We start from the raw sequence: 15,880 nt of genomic DNA, 5'->3' as shown, positions 1-15,880 counted from the left end.
AAACCCTATACATCCCCCCAAACAATAAAAGTGCGGATCGACTCCATGACTGACACCAGCCAAGTGCGCATCAACGGCCAGCGCCTGTGGGACTCCCTGATGAAGATGGCGCAGATTGGCGCCACCGACAAAGGCGGTTGCAACCGCCAGGCCCTTACCGACCTCGATAAACAGGGTCGCGACCTCTTCGTAAAATGGTGTGAAGACGCCGGCTGTTCCGTCTCCGTGGACGAAATGGGCAACATCTTCGCGCGCCGTCCGGGCAACACCCCGGAGCTACCCGCAGTACTCACCGGCTCCCACCTGGACACCCAGCCCACCGGTGGCAAGTTCGATGGTGTCTACGGCGTGCTCGCCGGCCTGGAAGTGGTGCGCGCGCTCAACGACGCTGGCATCGCAACCGAAGCACCGCTGGAAGTCGCCGTGTGGACCAATGAAGAAGGCGCCCGCTTCTCCCCCGCCATGATCGGCTCCGGTGTGTGGGCCGGCGAATTCGACCTCGACTACGCCTACGCCCGCGCCGACAAGGAAGGTAAAACCTTCGGCAACGAACTCGCGCGCATCGGCTACAAGGGCGAAGCCCCCGCCAAGCCGCGCCCGCTGGCCGCCGCCTTTGAAGTGCATATCGAACAGGGCCCAATTCTGGAAGCCGAAGAAAAACAAATCGGCGTACTGAGCGGCGTGCAGGGCATGAACTGGTACGACCTCACCCTGATCGGCCAGCCCTGCCACGCCGGCCCCAGCCCCATGGAAATCCGCCGCGACCCGTTTATGGGCCTGCACAAAATCCTCGACCAGCTGTACAAACTCGCCGCAGAGCACGGCCCCTGGGCCCGTGCCACCTTCGGTGATATCCGCGTCGAGCCTGGCAGTCGCAACACCGTGCCAGAGAAACTCGTTCTCGCCGTCGATCTGCGCCACCCGGACCAGCAAGTGCTCAATTCCATGGACCAGCGCTTCCGCGAAATCGCCGCTACCGTCGCCGAGGAAACCGGACTGGAACACGACATCCGTGACGAATGGCGCTCCCCCGCCGTCGCCTTCGACAAGAACTGTGTCGAAGCCGTGCGCACTTCCGTTGCCGACCTCGGCTACAGCAACAAAGAGATGGTTTCCGGTGCCGGTCACGACTCCGTGTACATCTCCCGCGTCGCGCCCACCAGCATGATCTTCGTGCCCTGCGAAAAAGGCTTGAGCCACAACGAAGCGGAGAATGCGGAGCCGAAGGATCTGGAAGCGGGCGCGAATGTACTGCTGCACGCAATGCTGAAGATGGCCGGTTGATCGAATACTGAAAACTAAGAATTGAAGGCGCCGCTGCCGGTGACTCTTTGCGCGACCGTCTGCGGCCAGGACGGCCGCAGCCGAGCCCCCAGGGATGGGTTTACGGCGTGTCGCGCAAAGAGTCACCGGCAGTGGCGACGCCACAAAACTAGCCGAGTGATTCCTCGAACCTCGAACGAACACGAGAGTTAACGAAATGACAGAATTTACTTACAAACACCGCAAAGACAACGGCAACACCGAGGCCCTCAAGCGCTGGGGCATCGACTCCGAATACGGCGTACTGACTGACCTGCTGGTAGGCCCCATCGACCACTACACCTGGCAGATGGGCAACGCCGCCTCCCGCCGCTCCGTGCGCCTCGGCCGCGAATTCGATGCCACCGTCGCCAAGCGCCAGCACCAGGAAATGCTCGACGCCTACAAACAGGCCGGTGTTAACACCCACCTGCTGCCGGCAGACGGCAACCTCCCCTACCAGCTGTACGCCCGCGACAGCAGCGTCATGACGCCGTGGGGCCCGATTGTTACCCAGATGTATTCCCCGTGGCGCCGCGGCGAATGGGTCGACGTCGTGAAGACCTACCAGAAACTCGACATCCCCATTTACGACATCATCACCGCCGGTAGCCTCGAGGGCGGCGACTTTATGGTGCTGGAGCCGGGGGTCATCCTGTGTGGCTATAGCGGCGAGCGCACCTCACCCCAGGGCTTCAACCAGATGAAGAGCTGGATCGAAAAAGAAGGCTGGGAAGTAAAAGGCTACCAGTTCGACCCCTACTTCCTGCACCTGGATGTTCTCGTAGCCGCACTCGCGGAAAAACTCGTCGCCGTATGTGTGGACGCGGTTGAGCCGGAACTGGTGCAGTGGTTCAAGGACCGCAACTTTGAAATTATCGACATCTCCTACCCGCAGGTAATGGAGCTTGGCGTCAACGTGGTAGCGCTCGGCAACGACCGCGTAATGCTGCCCGCCGACAATACCGAACTGAAAGAAAAATGCCGTGCCCACGGCCTGCAGGTGATCGACCCGGATATCTCCATGATTACTGCCGGCGGCGGTGGCGTGCACTGCATGTGTCAGCCACTGGCGAGAAAGCCCGCCTAAGCAGGCTTGTACAAAAAAGGTCGGCCATAGGCCGACCTTTTTCATTGCAGGAAAATTTCTCGTCCCACACCAAGGCTCGCAGCCGATTCAGCGCGCCGCCTTAACTTCCTCTTCACTCACCACTATTACCTCATCGCCCCAGGTATTAGTAATAAACGCAATGATCGCCGAAATTTCGCGGTCCGTCAGAAACTCCAGTGGCGGCATCAGATCCTCTTCACCGCCATTGCGGCGCGGTGCCGAGCGCCCGTGCAATACTGTCTCGATCAGCAGCGGTTTATTTGCCAGCAATGCGGGATTGCGCAGAGATGGGTACAACGCCTCCTCGCCATAGCCGTCAATCTTATGGCACTTTTTGCAATTGTCGGCAAAGGTAAGCGCACCCAGTCCAATCAGGTCGCGGGTCTCCTGCTCTGAAGCAACGGCTCCAAGGGAAAAAGTTGCGAGCAGTATGCCGATAGATAGTGTGCGTTTCATACGATGTGCCCTATTGCCAGTAAATTGTGCGAGCTTATTTCCCCTGCGCGCGCAGCCATCCGGAGCCGGCGATGCCACCTGCAGCACAGGCCAGGATGATCACCAGCGGCGTCAAGGTACCCAATGCCAGTGCACCCACACCCAGTCCGCGCATGGGCAGCAATACCAGCAGCAAAATGCCCGCAGGTATCAGGGATAGCAGAAATCCACGGGTAATCCAGCTTTTGCGCCATGGCAGCATGAAAATCAATCCACAAATACCACCCCAGACAACACGCTGGTAAAGGTAAGCATTGGACAGGTGCGGCGCGATATCCACAGACAGCGCCCGGGTTATTCCGTAGTGCCCCAGCGCCCACAAGCCCAGCGCATAGCACAGGCCCGCAACACCACCGGCGGCAAAACAGATGGATAGGTTTTTAATAAATTCTCGCACGAACAGTTCCCTCAAATTCTTCTTATCCCCGCTTGCAAACTGTGCGGGTGAATAGAAGGAGTATGCCAGAACTGAGGGAAAAGAATCGAAACCGGTTGGAAGTTTAGCAGCCGCGAGGGCGAGTTCTTTTGGGGCGGGGTAAAGAGCGATGCGGTAAAGAAGAGCGGGGTAAAAAGGTGGCGGTAGAATACCGCCACCGAGGAATAACCTACGCGGGGCGCTTGCTCGGCCCGTACAGCTCTTCCAGCATGCTGTCGATACGCGCAGCCAGAGCATCCTGGGTATCATCCAGCAGAATCACGTGGCCCATCTTGCGGCCCGGACGCAGCTCCTTGCCGTAAGACCAGACACCTTCGTTCTGCAACGCCGGCTTCTTGTCCACACCCAACATATTGATCATGACTGCCACGCGGTCGCAGCCGGTCTCGCCCAACGGCATGCCGAGAATTGCGCGCACATGGTTGGCGAACTGGCTGGTTTTGGCGCCGGCCAAAGTCCAATGGCCGCTGTTGTGGACGCGCGGTGCCAGCTCGTTAATCAGCAGGCCGTCGTCACTGACGAAGCACTCCATCGCCAGCACACCGACATAGTCCCAGGCGTTCATCAGGGTGGACAGGTATTCTTGTGCAGTGGTTTGCAGCTTCTCATCCACATGCGGCGCCGGTGCGGTGGATACTAACAGGGTGCCGTTGTAGTGATCGTTTTCCGCCAGCGGATAAGTGACCACCTTGCCATCGGCAGTACGCGCACCGATCAGGGAAACTTCGCGGGAAAAGTTGATGCCCTTTTCCACCACGTATTCCTGCGCCGGCACCTGGTCGGCGATTGCGGCGAGGTCTGCGTCGCTGTTCACACGCCACTGGTTTTTACCGTCGTAACCGTGCTCACAACTTTTGATAAAGGACGGGTAGCCCAGCTCTTTGACCGCCGCACAGATTTCATCGTAATTGTTGGCTGGGCGGAAGGGCGCCACCGGCAGGCCGGCATCGTTGATCGCGGTTTTTTCACGCACACGGTGCTGGGTCTTCTCGAAGGCATCCGGGCGCGGGTACACCGGGCAGAATTTTTCCAGCGCGCGCAGCAGGCCAACGTCGACACTTTCGCGCTCAGCGGTAATCACCTCGGGGCTGCCCATCGCCTTGTACAGTTCTTCGATGTCAGCGCCTTCGCTGGCGTGCACAATGGTACCGAGACCTTCCACACAGGTCGTGTTCTCACCACCCTCAGCAAGGAAGCTGAACTCGATTCCCAATGGGCGGGCTTCCTGGGCCATCATCTGCGCCAATTGGCCGCAGCCGACAATACCGACACGACGCTGTGCAGATTGCTCTTGGCTGGATGTCATTTCCGCGATACCTCGTAAACCTTCAGTGCTTGTCGCACTCTTCAAAAACCTAGCTGGTCAACAAATCGAATGAATCGGAAAACCGGCTTATTCAACTTCAAACGGCACGCCGGCGCTCTGCTTTTCACGCCAGGCGATCAGGCGCTGCTGCAGCTCTGGGTCGGTCAGCGACAGCATCTGTGCCGCCATCAGGCCAGCGTTGTATGCGCCGGATGCGCCCACCGCCTGGGTGGCCACGGCCACACCCTTGGGCATCTGCACGATAGACAGCAGGCTATCCATACCGGTCATAAACTTGCTCGCCACCGGCACGCCGATTACCGGCAGCGGGGTCATGGCCGCAATCATTCCCGGCAGGTGCGCAGAGCCACCGGCACCGGCGATGATCACCTGGGTACCGCGCTCGTGCGCGGTGGAGGCGAACTCCACCATACGCTGCGGCGTGCGGTGCGCAGAAACGACGGCCGTTGCAAAGGGCACACCCAGCTCGGTGAGCGGCTTGGTAGCCATTTCCATGGTCGGCCAGTCGGACTGCGAGCCCATCACAATGGTGACTTTTTCAAACGGCAGCTGATTCACGGGGATAACTCCAGTGTTCGCGGGCACCACAGCTCTGTTGTTCACTGGCGGTACCGGGGAAAAACAGGGTCTTGCTGGTCACGCTTTCGAGAGTGCGCCCACCCGACCCGAAAATTTTAGGGGCGAGAGGATAGCAAAAATTGGCCGCAAAAGTACGCTATACGGCGTTTTCCCACGGGTTTCATCGCGGTATCGGCGCTATCTAGCCGGAAAAGATGGCTTTTCAGGCTCCCGTGGTCGCGCTTGCACCACCGGAACCCCAAAAGATAGTGTGGCGAGACGGTCACAACACCTGCTCATCGCCCGAAAGTGCCCACCTGGTGGAAGTGATGAAACGGATATCTGGTGGAAGTGATGAAACGGATATCTGGTGGAAGTGATAAAGCGGATATAGAGGTGCGGAAAGGGCCAGCCCTCAGTCGGCTGCCGCACCGAGTTTTTTGCGCAGGGCTTCACGTAACATCGCCTGCACCGGGGCCTCGGATGGGCGCACGCCCCGCCACAGGTGGAATGCCTCGGCCGCCTGGCCCACCAGCATGCCCAGGCCATCCGCGGTGCGGGCGCCCAGCGGTTCCGCCCAGCGCATAAACGGCGTTGGTTCGGCACCGTACACCATGTCGTAAACACAGCAGTCGGGACCAACCACCGACGCATCAATATGCGGGCGCTCGCCACTTAAGCCTGCCGCGCTGGCATTGATAATCAGGTCAAAACCCGCGGGGATATCTTCCAGTCCTCCGGCGGTCACACTGCCGAAACGTTGAAAATCTTCCGCCAACTGGTGCGCCTTGGATACGGTGCGATTGGCAATGTGCAGCCGTGCGGGCTGTTCGTTGAGCAGAGGCAACAGGGTGCCGCGGGTAGCGCCACCGGCACCCAGCACCAGCAATTTTTTACCGCGAATCTGCCAGCCGAGGTTGTCACGAATATCCGATACCAAACCCGGGCCGTCGGTATTGTCGCCCAGCAGGCGACCATCTTCCTGCAGCGCCAGGGTATTTACCGCACCCGCACTGCGCGCGCGTTCGGTCAGGCAGTCGGCATACTGAAATGCGTCCAGTTTGAAGGGAGCGGTTACGTTCAGCCCGCGGGCGCCGGCGGCAAAAAATTCGTCCACCACCGGTTTGAAGTCATCGACTTCGGCAAACAGTTTCCCGTACTCGAGATCCTGGCTGGTTTCCGTGGCAAAGGCGCTGTGAATCACCGGCGACATGGACTGCTTGATGGGATTTCCGATGACCGCGTATTTATCCATAAATAATCTGAATCTCGTTTATTGTATTGCGCTTGCTTTACGGTACGTATCGTTACTATGTTCGTCGCAACAATGTGCGGAATTACAGGGCGCGCAGCGCCTTGCGCACTTGTACGGTTTCGTCGACGCCGATCAGGCTATCGATTTTCAATTCGCCCTGGTATTCACTCACCAGATAGCGGGTGATGGCGCTGTATACCTGCTGTGGCTTTTCACCACGAGCGTCTAGCAGTATCCAATTGAGCGTGGCAAGACTGGCGTTTTCGTTCAACTCGATCACATCGGTCACAGCACCGACTATCTGGGTTACGCCCAGTTTCTGATAGAGCTTCAGCAGCTTTTCCACTCGACCAATAAAATAGGCCCGGTCCAGCTGTGATTTTTTGCCATCGGAGAAGTGATAGTGCAGTGGGAAGCGATAAAAATCCGCGATCTGCTCTGCGTCGCGCGCCTCAAACAACCGGCGGTATTCGAGAAACAATTTATTGATGTCTTCGAGACGAGCCTTGTGCATATCGTTACCTCTTTTTACAGCAGCTCCACAACTTATGACTTCGGCAATGCGTTTTATATCCAGTCCCGATGTGGCAGGAAGTCGGTATACAGCTTCGCTTCAGAACTGCCCTCTTCCGGGTGCCAGTCATAGCGCCAGCGCACCTCGGACGGCAGCGACATCAGAATGGATTCTGTGCGGCCACCGCTTTGCAGGCCGAACAGGGTGCCGCGGTCAAATACCAGGTTGAATTCCACATAGCGGCCGCGGCGGTACAGCTGGAAGTCGCGCTCGCGCTCGCCATACGGGGTGTCCTTGCGCTGTTTCAGGATCGGTAGATACGCATCCAGGTAAGCGTTACCCACTGCCTGCATAAAGGCGAATGCATTGTCGAATCCGCCTTCACTGAAGTCATCAAAGAACAGGCCGCCTACACCGCGCGCTTCCTTGCGGTGCTTCAGATAAAAATATTCGTCGCACCATTTTTTAAAGCGCGGGTAAATATCCTCACCGAAGGGCGCACAAGCGTCCTTCGCGGTCTGGTGCCAGTGCACAACGTCTTCTTCAAAACCGTAGTAAGGGGTCAGGTCAAAGCCGCCACCAAACCACCAAACCGGGTCCGCGCCTTCTTTTTGCGCCACGAACATGCGCACATTGGCATGGCTGGTAGGGGCATAGGGATTGCGCGGGTGAATCACCAGGCTCACACCCATCGCCTCGAACGAGCGGCCGGCAAGTTCCGGGCGTGCCGCGGTGGCCGATGGCGGCAACTTGTCACCGTGCACATGGGAAAAATTGACCCCGCCTTTTTCGATTACATTGCCATTTTCCAGCACCCGGGTGCGACCACCGCCGCCGCCCTCGCGCTCCCAGGCATCCTCAAAAAACTCCTGTCCGTCCACCGCCACAAGTTCCGCACAAATGCGGTCTTGCAGGTCCAGCAGATATTTTTTGACGGCCTGAATGTCGATGCTACTCATGCAATGCTCACGATTTGATTTCGCTGGTAATAAGAATTTCTTTCGGGATTATCCCGCGCGCACAATGCGACCGCTGGAAGCGTCGCGAATTTCACTGGGAGACGCGCGCCCACCGGTGCTGCCGCCGCCAATAAAATCCAGTCCGTCGCCAAAGTAGCGCAGCACCTGGAATTTGTGGCGCGCGGGCTGACAGCCTGCCGGGTTGGCAGACGTCGACACAATTGGGCCACCAAACGCCCGCGACAGTGCCGCGGTAAACGGGTGGTTGGTATGGCGCAGGGCGACACTGTGGTGCACACCGCTGACCCACGGCGGTATCTGGTCAAAATGCGGCACCAGCCAGGTAACCGGTCCCGGCCAGGTTGCATCGATGCGTGCGCGCTGGTCGCCGGAGAGATTGTGCAACAAACCGGAGAAATGGTTCACGTCACCGGATACCAGGATCAGCCCTTTTTCCAGTGGGCGGTTTTTCAGGCGCACCAGGCGCTGCACCGCCTCCGCATTGTTGGGGTCACAGGCGAGGCCCCACACCGATTCGGTCGGGTGGGCAATCACGCCACCGGCGGCAATAATGCGCGCGGCACTAACCAGGCTGATGCCCGCACCAGGCAAATTGGGCACATGGCTAGTTGTGATGTCGTCGAAGGCGGTAACGGGTGTAATTTTCTCTGACAAGGCTGGGACTCTTCGGGTCAGCAAGCGGAAGACGCGGCAAGCGCGCCGGGGTAGACACCGCCGATACTGTTCAGTGCGCACCGCAATGCGAAACAGTGTCGGAAGGTCGTCAGGTGGCAGCGCCGCAATTTATCGAATACTACCAGCCTAGACAAGGTAGCCTGATGTGACAGCGAGGTTACGGCGCCAAGCCGGAATAGCTCCGGCATCAACCTTCATAGGTAATACGGTAGATAACGCCGGCACCGTCGTCCGACACCAATAAGGCACCATCGGGCATGACCAGTACATCCACCGGCCGGCCCCAGGCTTCCTCTCCCTGCAGCCAACCATCGATAAACGGCGCGTAAGAAGTCGCCTCGCCGTCGTCATTCAAAGTGACCATGGTCACCCGGTAGCCGATTTTGTTGGTGCGGTTCCAGGAGCCGTGCTCGGCGATCAATACCTGGTTTTTGTATTCCGCCGGGAACTGGTCACCGGTGTAAAACTTGACCCCAAGAGGTGCCACATGTGGCCCCAGGTTTTGTACCGGGCGCACAAAGTCGCTGCACTGTTTGCCCTCACCGAATTCAGGGTCGAGGATGTCATCGCCATGGCAGTAGGGATAGCCGAAATGCATACCGGGGCGCGGTGCCTTGTTCAGCTCACAGGGCGGGATGTCATCGCCGAGCATGTCGCGGCCATTGTCGGTGAACCACAGTTCGTCGGTTTCTGGGTGCCAGGTAAAACCTACCGTATTGCGCACACCTTCAGCCCAGGTTTCGGTTGCCACAACCTCGTCGCCTTCAATCTTGAGGCGCTGGATGTTGGCGTAATCTTTTTCCTCACAAATATTGCACGGTGCGCCAATGGGTACATACAGCCAGCCGTCGGGGCCAAACGCAATGTACTTCCAGCCGTGATGCTTGTCCGGGAACTGGTCGGTAATCACCACCGGCTGCGGCGGGTTGTCGAGACGGGACTCGATATCGTCAAAGCGCAGAATACTGGTCACCGCGCTGACATACAGATCGCCGTCCTTGAAGGCCACCCCAGTGGGCAACTTGAGCCCTTCGGCGATTACCTTCACCTCATCCGCCTTCTGATCGCCATTGTTGTCGATCACCGCGTAGACCTTGCCCGCACGGCGCGAGCCCACAAATAGGGTGCCATTTTCACCAAGGGCCATGTGTCGGGCATTCGGCACGTCGTCGGCGTACAACTCAATTTTGAAACCGTCGGGGAGGTTCAGCTTGTCTAGCTGTACATCTTGTTTGGCGGCGTAGGCGCCGCTTGCGGCAGTCAGCGTCAGCGCGGCTGCCACTGCACGGGATACAGCTTGCCGGGAAATAAGAGAGGAAGGAACTACAGGCTTGAGGAATTGGAACAGGCCCATGGGGCAGTCACTCCGTGCTTGGTGAGAAAGTCAGCAGCGACCGTACCGACTTTTCGCCTATTCCACCAGCCCGGCCAGGGCTTTGGCACCGCTGCCGGTAAGCTGATAACCACCGGGGAGCTGTTCCACCAGCCCCTCCAGCTCCATGTGCAACAGGCTCGCCATCAGCTCTCCGGTATCGCCGCCGGTGTCGCGGGCGAGCTGTTCGATACTGCGCGGGTCGCCGCCGAGAGCGACAATAAGGTTGCGCTGCTCCAGCGGCAGGTTCGGGCCGCTGTCTGCGACCTGTTCGAACAGCGATGGCTGCTGCGCCATGCCCGACAACAATCCACCCAATTCGGCCACAATATCCGCACTAGTCTCCACCAGATGGGCGCCGTTTTTGATCATGTGGTGACAGCCGCGAGCCATGGGGTTGTGCACGGAGCCGGGAATCGCGAACACCTCGCGATTCTGCTCCAGCGCCAGGCGCGCAGTGATCAGCGACCCGGAACGCACCGCGGCCTCCACCAGCAGGATGCCCAGGCTCAAACCGGAAATAATCCGGTTGCGACGAGGGAAATTGCCCGGTTCCGGCGCGGTTGCCAGGGGCATTTCACTTACCAGCGCGCCCCCCGACTCCAGTATCTGCTCCGCCAGCGCCGCATTGCGCTGCGGGTAAACACGATCCACACCCGTGCCCAGCACAGCGGTCGTTTTGCCTGCGCCACGCAGTGCCCCCTTGTGCGCCATCGCGTCGACCCCAAGGGCCAGCCCAGAGGTAATGGCAAAGCCCGCGGCAGCGAGGTCCGCGGAAAATGCCTCGGCATTGTCGAGACCGGCGCGACTGGCACGGCGCGCGCCCACCACGGCGATCTGCGGCAAAGACAGCGCCAGGGGATCACCGGTGATATACAGAACGGGCGGCGGACGTTCGATTTGGCGCAGCAGCGACGGATAGCTTTCGTCATCGCAATGCAGCAGATAGATGCAGTTTTCCACACAGCGCTGGCGCTCGGCGAGTGCCCATTGCGCCAGTTCGCTGTCGCAGCCCAGGCGCTGGTATTCGCCCAGCTGGGAGCGGGCGCGCGCGGGGAGTTTGCGGGGAAATTGGGTAGCGGGCTGCCGGAGAGCGGCTTCGGCGGAGCCAAATTGCTCCACCAATTGCCAATACAAACTGGGGCCAATGCCCTCCAGCCGAAGCAGAGAGAGAGTAGCGGTCAACGCATCCATGCGATTTGCCGTAAATATTGTTCAGTAAAGCTTTTGTGTCTCAGGAATCGCCGAGTTCATCGATGATTCCTTTCAGCCTATTATTTCAACGAGACTTGGTGAGGATCTTAAGGGTTACGCACCAGATCCATCACTGCCAGCGGCTTTTCGGCTTCCAGCACCAGGCCGAGGCTCATTTTTTCGAAGCTGCGGAATACCATCAGCACACCGGCGCGCTCATCCGGCAGTTTCACATTCTGGCGGGCGATGCGATCGCGCACGGTAGCGCCGCGCTTGTAGATCGCCAGCACATTGCCGGGCTCCAGGCCTTCGCGCAGGCCGCGGTTGATGGCAACCACGTCGTACTTGGCGACCTGGGTTACACCCTCTTCCACACCGAGAATGACGCCATCCACGGGTACTGCCGGTGGGCTGGGCTGGAACAGTGCGGCAATCGCGCGCTCTTCTACCGGCAGCAAGCGGTCTTCAAGACGCATGTCGCGGCTGCTGCGGGTCACATCCAAGGTGGCCACGGCGAATTCACTGTTGGCGTTGTCCACATCCAGCTGACGCAGGTCAACTGAGGCGACATCCAGTGCCTGCTGGCCCAGCTCTTCACCAGTGTAGGGGTCGGCGTAAACCGGGCCCGGGCGGTAGACACCGTAAGACGGCAGCGGCTCGCGGAAATCACCTCGGGCGTATACTTTTTCACCGGCGCCCATGAGGATGCGCTGGTCCTGCCCGGAGATTACGTAGGGCACGCCGCGGAAAGCGTTGGGACCGACGATGCGGGTGCGCGACAGGAAGGCATTGATAGCGTCCAGCGGAATAGCGGGGATCGCGGTATCAATGGGCTCGCGACGCACGGAGGGGCCAAGGCGGTTGTTGCTGGCCGGGCTCAATCGGTAAGCCGTGGGCGCACGCTCGAGCTCGAGGCGCGGCTGGCCGTCAACGTATACCAGGTTGAGGCGGTCGCCGGGGTAGATCAGGTGCGGGTTCTCCACCTGCGGGTTCACCTGCCAGATTTCTGGCCAGTACCAAGGCAAGGAGAGGAAACGCCCGGAGATATCCCACAGGGTGTCGCCCTTCTGGACGGTATAAGTGTCCGGATGGTCAGGCTTCAGCAGCGTGTCTTGTGCATGCAAGCCAAAGGTCGCCAGCAGGGTTGCGGCGGCGGCCAGTATTATTTTTTTCATGGAAGCATTCCTATGCTTTTTTGTCGCTAACGCTATTGGCCATTCAGTCTGCTGATTCTTTATACGGCTATCGCTGAGGTTTTATATCGCTATAATCTGTCAGCGCTGGGCCCGGCGGTGGCTGCACTTGCGGTTGTTGTAACCGTGATATGAACCACACGTGGCAAAGTGGGGGCTAAAGGCGCCAGCTGGCGGTTTCGCCAGGGTGCAAAAACTCTCCCCCAGTTCAGCAAAATTCAAGCGCGATCATTATGTTATCAGCGCTAGTTCCACTAAGACTAGAAGTTTGTCACAGGTGTTATGGCCAAACTGGAAATCCTTGAATTCCCCGATCCCCGCCTGCGCAAGGTTGCAGAGCCTGTCGCAGAGGTGACCGACGATCACCGCACGCTGATCGAAGACATGTTCGAAACCATGTATGAGGCGCCAGGCGTTGGCCTGGCGGCGACACAGATCAATGTGCACGAGCGCATTGTGGTGATTGATGTGTCAGAAGATCAGAGTGAGCCACTGGTGCTGATCAACCCTGAGGTTGAGGTGCTGGATCCGGAAATCCACAAGTACGACGAAGGCTGTCTGTCAGTCCCGGGCTTCTACGAGAAGGTAGAGCGCCCGCGCAAGATCCGTCTGAAGGCACTGGATCGCAACGGTGAGGCGTACGCGCTGGAAGCCGAGGGACTGCTGGCGGTATGTATCCAGCATGAGATCGACCATCTCGATGGCAAGCTGTTTGTGGATTACATCTCGCCGCTCAAGCGCAACCGTATTCGTTCCAAGCTGGAAAAAGCACACCGCCAGCGCGCTTAATACTTGAATTAGTCCGGTGGCGTCGAGGCGCCGGGTGAGGGGTTTCAGGACCGCTGTGAACCCATCCCTGGGCGCTTCGGCGCAAACATCCTGTTTGCGACGATCCTGAACCCCCTCACCCGGCACCCCGACTTCGCGTCCGGTTTTCGGACTTATCTTTGTAGTCCGCCGTTCTTTATCTGAATTAATGCCATGAGCCTCAATATTATTTTTGCCGGCACGCCCGATTTTGCTGCCGTACACCTGCAAACCCTGCTCGACAGCGATCACAACGTCATCGCGGTCTACAGCCAGCCGGATCGCCCCGCCGGGCGCGGCAAGAAGCTGTTGGCGAGCCCGGTGAAGCAGCTGGCACTGGAACACGAGATCCCGGTGTATCAGCCCCTGTCGCTGCGCGATGAGCAGGCGCAACAGGAGCTGGCGGCGCTGAACGCGGAACTGATGGTGGTGGTGGCTTACGGCTTGATTCTGCCGCAGGTGGTACTGGACACGCCGCGACTTGGCTGTGTGAACGTGCACGCATCCCTGTTGCCGCGCTGGCGCGGTGCGGCGCCGATTCAGCGGGCGGTGGAAGCCGGCGACGCGGAAAGTGGCGTGGCGATTATGCAAATGGAGGCGGGGCTGGATACCGGGCCAGTGCTGGTGGAGGCGCGCACGCCGATTGCCGCAGGCGAAACCGGCGGTAGCCTGCACGACAAGCTGGCCGGGCTCGGCGGGCCGGCGCTACTGGAAGCACTCGCCATGCTGGAAAGCGGCACTGCGGAGCCACAGATTCAGGACGATGCGCTGGCCAATTACGCAGGCAAGATTACTAAAGAAGAAGCACGCCTGGACTGGAGCCGCCCGGCGACAGAACTGGAACGCCTGGTGCGGGCTTTCAATCCGTTCCCGGTGTGCTGGACCGAATTTCAGGACAACAAGGGCAAGCCACAGCGACTGCGGGTTTACGCGGCGAAGCTGGAACAGGGCTGCCATAACGACACCCCGGGGACCATTCTCAGCGCCGACGATGAGGGCATCCTGGTTGCCTGTGGCCGCGAGGCGCTGCGCCTGACGCAACTACAATTGCCGGGCAAAAAGGCACTGCCGGTGGCGGAGATATTAAAAGGTTACCGCGACCTGTTTGCCGCGGGCATCACCTTGGGAGCAGCCGATGAATGACCCTAGAGCCCTGGCGGCGCGGGTAATCGCACGCCTGTATCAGGACCGCGGTTCCCTGCAGCGCCTGCTGCCGTGGGCAGAAAAGCAGGTGGATGAGAAAGACCGTTCGCTGCTGCGCGAACTGTGTTACGGCACCGCGCGCTTCGCGCCGCGGCTGGAGCTAATGCTCAACAAACTGCTGCGCAAGCCGGTAAAGGATGAAGAACTGGAAGCGCTGATGCTGGTGGGCCTGTACCAGCTGGAGTACACGCGTATCCCCGACCACGCGGCGATTGCCGCCACCGTGGAAGCGGCCCGCGCGATCAAACTCGGCCACGCCACCGGTGTGGTGAACGGTGTGCTGCGCAATGCGCTGCGCAATAAGGAAGCGCTCACTCGCAAGCTCTCCGGTAACCCCCAGTTCAGCTCCGCACATCCGGAATGGCTGCAACAGGCAGTGAAAGGCGCCTGGGGCACCGATACGCGCACCATCTTCACTGCCAATAACGAAAACCCGCCCATGACCCTGCGGGTAAACCAGTCGCAAATTAGCCGCGATGACTATCTGCAACAGCTGCAAGATGCCGGCATCGGCGCCGAACCCTGCGCCTTCTCCGCAGCGGGCCTGATACTGGAAAGCCCGGTAGCGGTCAGCCACCTGCCCGGCTTCGAAGATGGGCTCGTCAGTGTGCAGGACCAGTCCGCACAACTCGCCGCGCCGTTGCTGGATCCGCAGCCCGGTGAGCGTGTGCTCGACGCCTGCGCCGCGCCCGGCGGCAAAACCTGCCACCTGCTGGAACTGCAACCGGACCTCGACCTCAGCGCCCTGGATATTGAAGAAGAACGCCTCGACCGGGTGATCGAAAACCTCGAGCGCTTGGGCATGGGCGCACAGATCATCTGTGCCGACGCCGCCGAACCGGAGCATTGGTGGGACGGCGAACCCTTCGACCGCATCCTGCTCGATGCCCCCTGCTCCGCCACCGGCGTGATCCGTCGCAACCCAGACATCAAGCTACTGCGGCGCCCGGAAGATATTCAGGAGCTCGCCCAGCTGCAGGGTAAAATCCTGCGTGCAATGTGGCGCCTTTTGAAACCTGGCGGCACACTCCTTTACGCCACATGTTCCATACTCCCGGAGGAAAACAGCGCTCAAGTGGCACGCTTCGTTGCGGAGACACCGGATGCGAGGGACAATACGCCGCAGTTGTTGCACGGTGAGCCTTGGGGATTGCCGCAGGACGTCGGTATGCAGTTGCTGCCAGGCCTCCATGCAGGCGATGGATTTTACTACGCAAAGCTGGAAAAGGCCCAAGACAGCTAAGTCCAGAAAGCAATAACTCTGCGCTGATAAGACCGATGAATCTGGCGTTCGCTCGTGTCGAAGTAGATAAGTAAGAATTGAAGTCGCGGTGCCAGGTGGGGGTCTTCAGGATCGTCGCAAACAGGAGGTTTGCGCCGAAACGCCCATGGATGGGTTCACAGTGGTCCTGAAGACCCCCACCTGGTACTGCGACGCTACCGCGCTCACTTAAGAAC

16 protein-coding genes are annotated in these 15,880 nt (G+C 59.5%); 5 read left to right on the top strand and 11 right to left on the bottom strand.

The genetic code is table 11. The annotated features are described in order from the left end of the window. Window positions 1–45 precede the first annotated feature (45 nt). Both Mag101_RS00160 and Mag101_RS00155 read left to right on the top strand, forming a co-directional pair. The gene (locus Mag101_RS00160; protein WP_077399113.1) at window positions 46–1,284 is read left to right on the top strand and encodes a Zn-dependent hydrolase; all 1,239 of its coding nucleotides are present in this window, start codon (window positions 46–48) and stop codon (window positions 1,282–1,284) included. Window positions 1,285–1,480: 196 nt separating this feature from the next. Beyond that, window positions 1,481–2,392: a dimethylarginine dimethylaminohydrolase family protein gene (locus tag Mag101_RS00155; RefSeq protein ID WP_077399111.1), complete on the top strand. Its 912-nt coding sequence runs from the start codon at window positions 1,481–1,483 to the stop codon at window positions 2,390–2,392. A gap of 87 nt (window positions 2,393–2,479) precedes the next feature. Here Mag101_RS00155 and Mag101_RS00150 read toward each other — a convergent pair whose 3' ends face one another. The 11 genes from Mag101_RS00150 to Mag101_RS00100 all read right to left on the bottom strand — a co-directional run bounded on the left by Mag101_RS00150 (window position 2,480) and on the right by Mag101_RS00100 (window position 12,394). After that, a complete protein-coding gene (locus Mag101_RS00150; protein ID WP_077399108.1) occupies window positions 2,480–2,869 on the bottom strand; it encodes a c-type cytochrome in 390 nt (129 codons plus the stop codon). 34 nt (window positions 2,870–2,903) lie between these two features. Continuing rightward, window positions 2,904–3,305: a hypothetical protein gene (locus tag Mag101_RS00145; RefSeq protein WP_033229933.1), complete on the bottom strand. Its 402-nt coding sequence runs from the start codon at window positions 3,303–3,305 to the stop codon at window positions 2,904–2,906. 208 nt (window positions 3,306–3,513) lie between these two features. Beyond that, window positions 3,514–4,650 (bottom strand): 5-(carboxyamino)imidazole ribonucleotide synthase, encoded by a 1,137-nt coding sequence (locus Mag101_RS00140; protein ID WP_077399103.1) that lies wholly within the window; start codon window positions 4,648–4,650, stop codon window positions 3,514–3,516. An 87-nt stretch (window positions 4,651–4,737) separates the two neighbouring features. After that, entirely contained in the window at window positions 4,738–5,193 is a 456-nt protein-coding gene (gene purE / locus Mag101_RS00135) for a 5-(carboxyamino)imidazole ribonucleotide mutase (protein WP_077407937.1), read from the bottom strand. A 451-nt stretch (window positions 5,194–5,644) separates the two neighbouring features. Beyond that, window positions 5,645–6,484 carry a shikimate dehydrogenase gene (gene aroE / locus Mag101_RS00130; protein ID WP_077399100.1) on the bottom strand — a complete coding sequence of 280 codons (840 nt, stop codon included), beginning with the start codon at window positions 6,482–6,484 and terminating at the stop codon, window positions 5,645–5,647. Between the two features lie 82 nt (window positions 6,485–6,566). Then, the gene (locus Mag101_RS00125; protein WP_077399097.1) at window positions 6,567–6,998 is read right to left on the bottom strand and encodes a hypothetical protein; all 432 of its coding nucleotides are present in this window, start codon (window positions 6,996–6,998) and stop codon (window positions 6,567–6,569) included. Between the two features lie 53 nt (window positions 6,999–7,051). Continuing rightward, the gene (gene hemF / locus Mag101_RS00120) at window positions 7,052–7,957 is read right to left on the bottom strand and encodes an oxygen-dependent coproporphyrinogen oxidase (protein ID WP_077399094.1); all 906 of its coding nucleotides are present in this window, start codon (window positions 7,955–7,957) and stop codon (window positions 7,052–7,054) included. A gap of 48 nt (window positions 7,958–8,005) precedes the next feature. Beyond that, entirely contained in the window at window positions 8,006–8,632 is a 627-nt protein-coding gene (locus tag Mag101_RS00115; RefSeq protein WP_198040031.1) for an L-threonylcarbamoyladenylate synthase, read from the bottom strand. 208 nt (window positions 8,633–8,840) lie between these two features. Next, window positions 8,841–10,007, bottom strand: coding sequence for a PQQ-dependent sugar dehydrogenase (locus tag Mag101_RS00110; RefSeq protein ID WP_077399091.1), 1,167 nt, complete (start codon window positions 10,005–10,007; stop codon window positions 8,841–8,843). Window positions 10,008–10,064: 57 nt separating this feature from the next. After that, on the bottom strand, window positions 10,065–11,219 hold the full coding sequence (gene dprA / locus Mag101_RS00105; protein WP_077399088.1) for a DNA-processing protein DprA: 1,155 nt from the start codon (window positions 11,217–11,219) through the stop codon (window positions 10,065–10,067). 107 nt (window positions 11,220–11,326) lie between these two features. Continuing rightward, window positions 11,327–12,394: a LysM peptidoglycan-binding domain-containing protein gene (locus Mag101_RS00100; protein ID WP_077399085.1), complete on the bottom strand. Its 1,068-nt coding sequence runs from the start codon at window positions 12,392–12,394 to the stop codon at window positions 11,327–11,329. 300 nt (window positions 12,395–12,694) lie between these two features. Between Mag101_RS00100 and def the strand changes: the two genes are divergently transcribed. The 3 genes from def (at window position 12,695) to rsmB (ending at window position 15,665) form a co-directional block, all read left to right on the top strand. Further along, window positions 12,695–13,201: a peptide deformylase gene (def, locus tag Mag101_RS00095; RefSeq protein WP_077399082.1), complete on the top strand. Its 507-nt coding sequence runs from the start codon at window positions 12,695–12,697 to the stop codon at window positions 13,199–13,201. A 192-nt stretch (window positions 13,202–13,393) separates the two neighbouring features. Next, window positions 13,394–14,362 (top strand): methionyl-tRNA formyltransferase, encoded by a 969-nt coding sequence (gene fmt, locus Mag101_RS00090; RefSeq protein WP_077399079.1) that lies wholly within the window; start codon window positions 13,394–13,396, stop codon window positions 14,360–14,362. Then, the gene (gene rsmB, locus Mag101_RS00085) at window positions 14,355–15,665 is read left to right on the top strand and encodes a 16S rRNA (cytosine(967)-C(5))-methyltransferase RsmB (protein WP_077399075.1); all 1,311 of its coding nucleotides are present in this window, start codon (window positions 14,355–14,357) and stop codon (window positions 15,663–15,665) included. The genes fmt and rsmB overlap by 8 nt, the downstream gene beginning before the upstream one ends. Window positions 15,666–15,880 lie beyond the last annotated feature (215 nt).

Source organism: Microbulbifer agarilyticus (assembly GCF_001999945.1).
GTDB classification, from domain to species: Bacteria; Pseudomonadota; Gammaproteobacteria; order Pseudomonadales; family Cellvibrionaceae; genus Microbulbifer; species Microbulbifer agarilyticus_A.
Note: the sequence above shows the minus strand (reverse complement) of the source record. Positions and strands in the feature narration are given on the sequence as shown.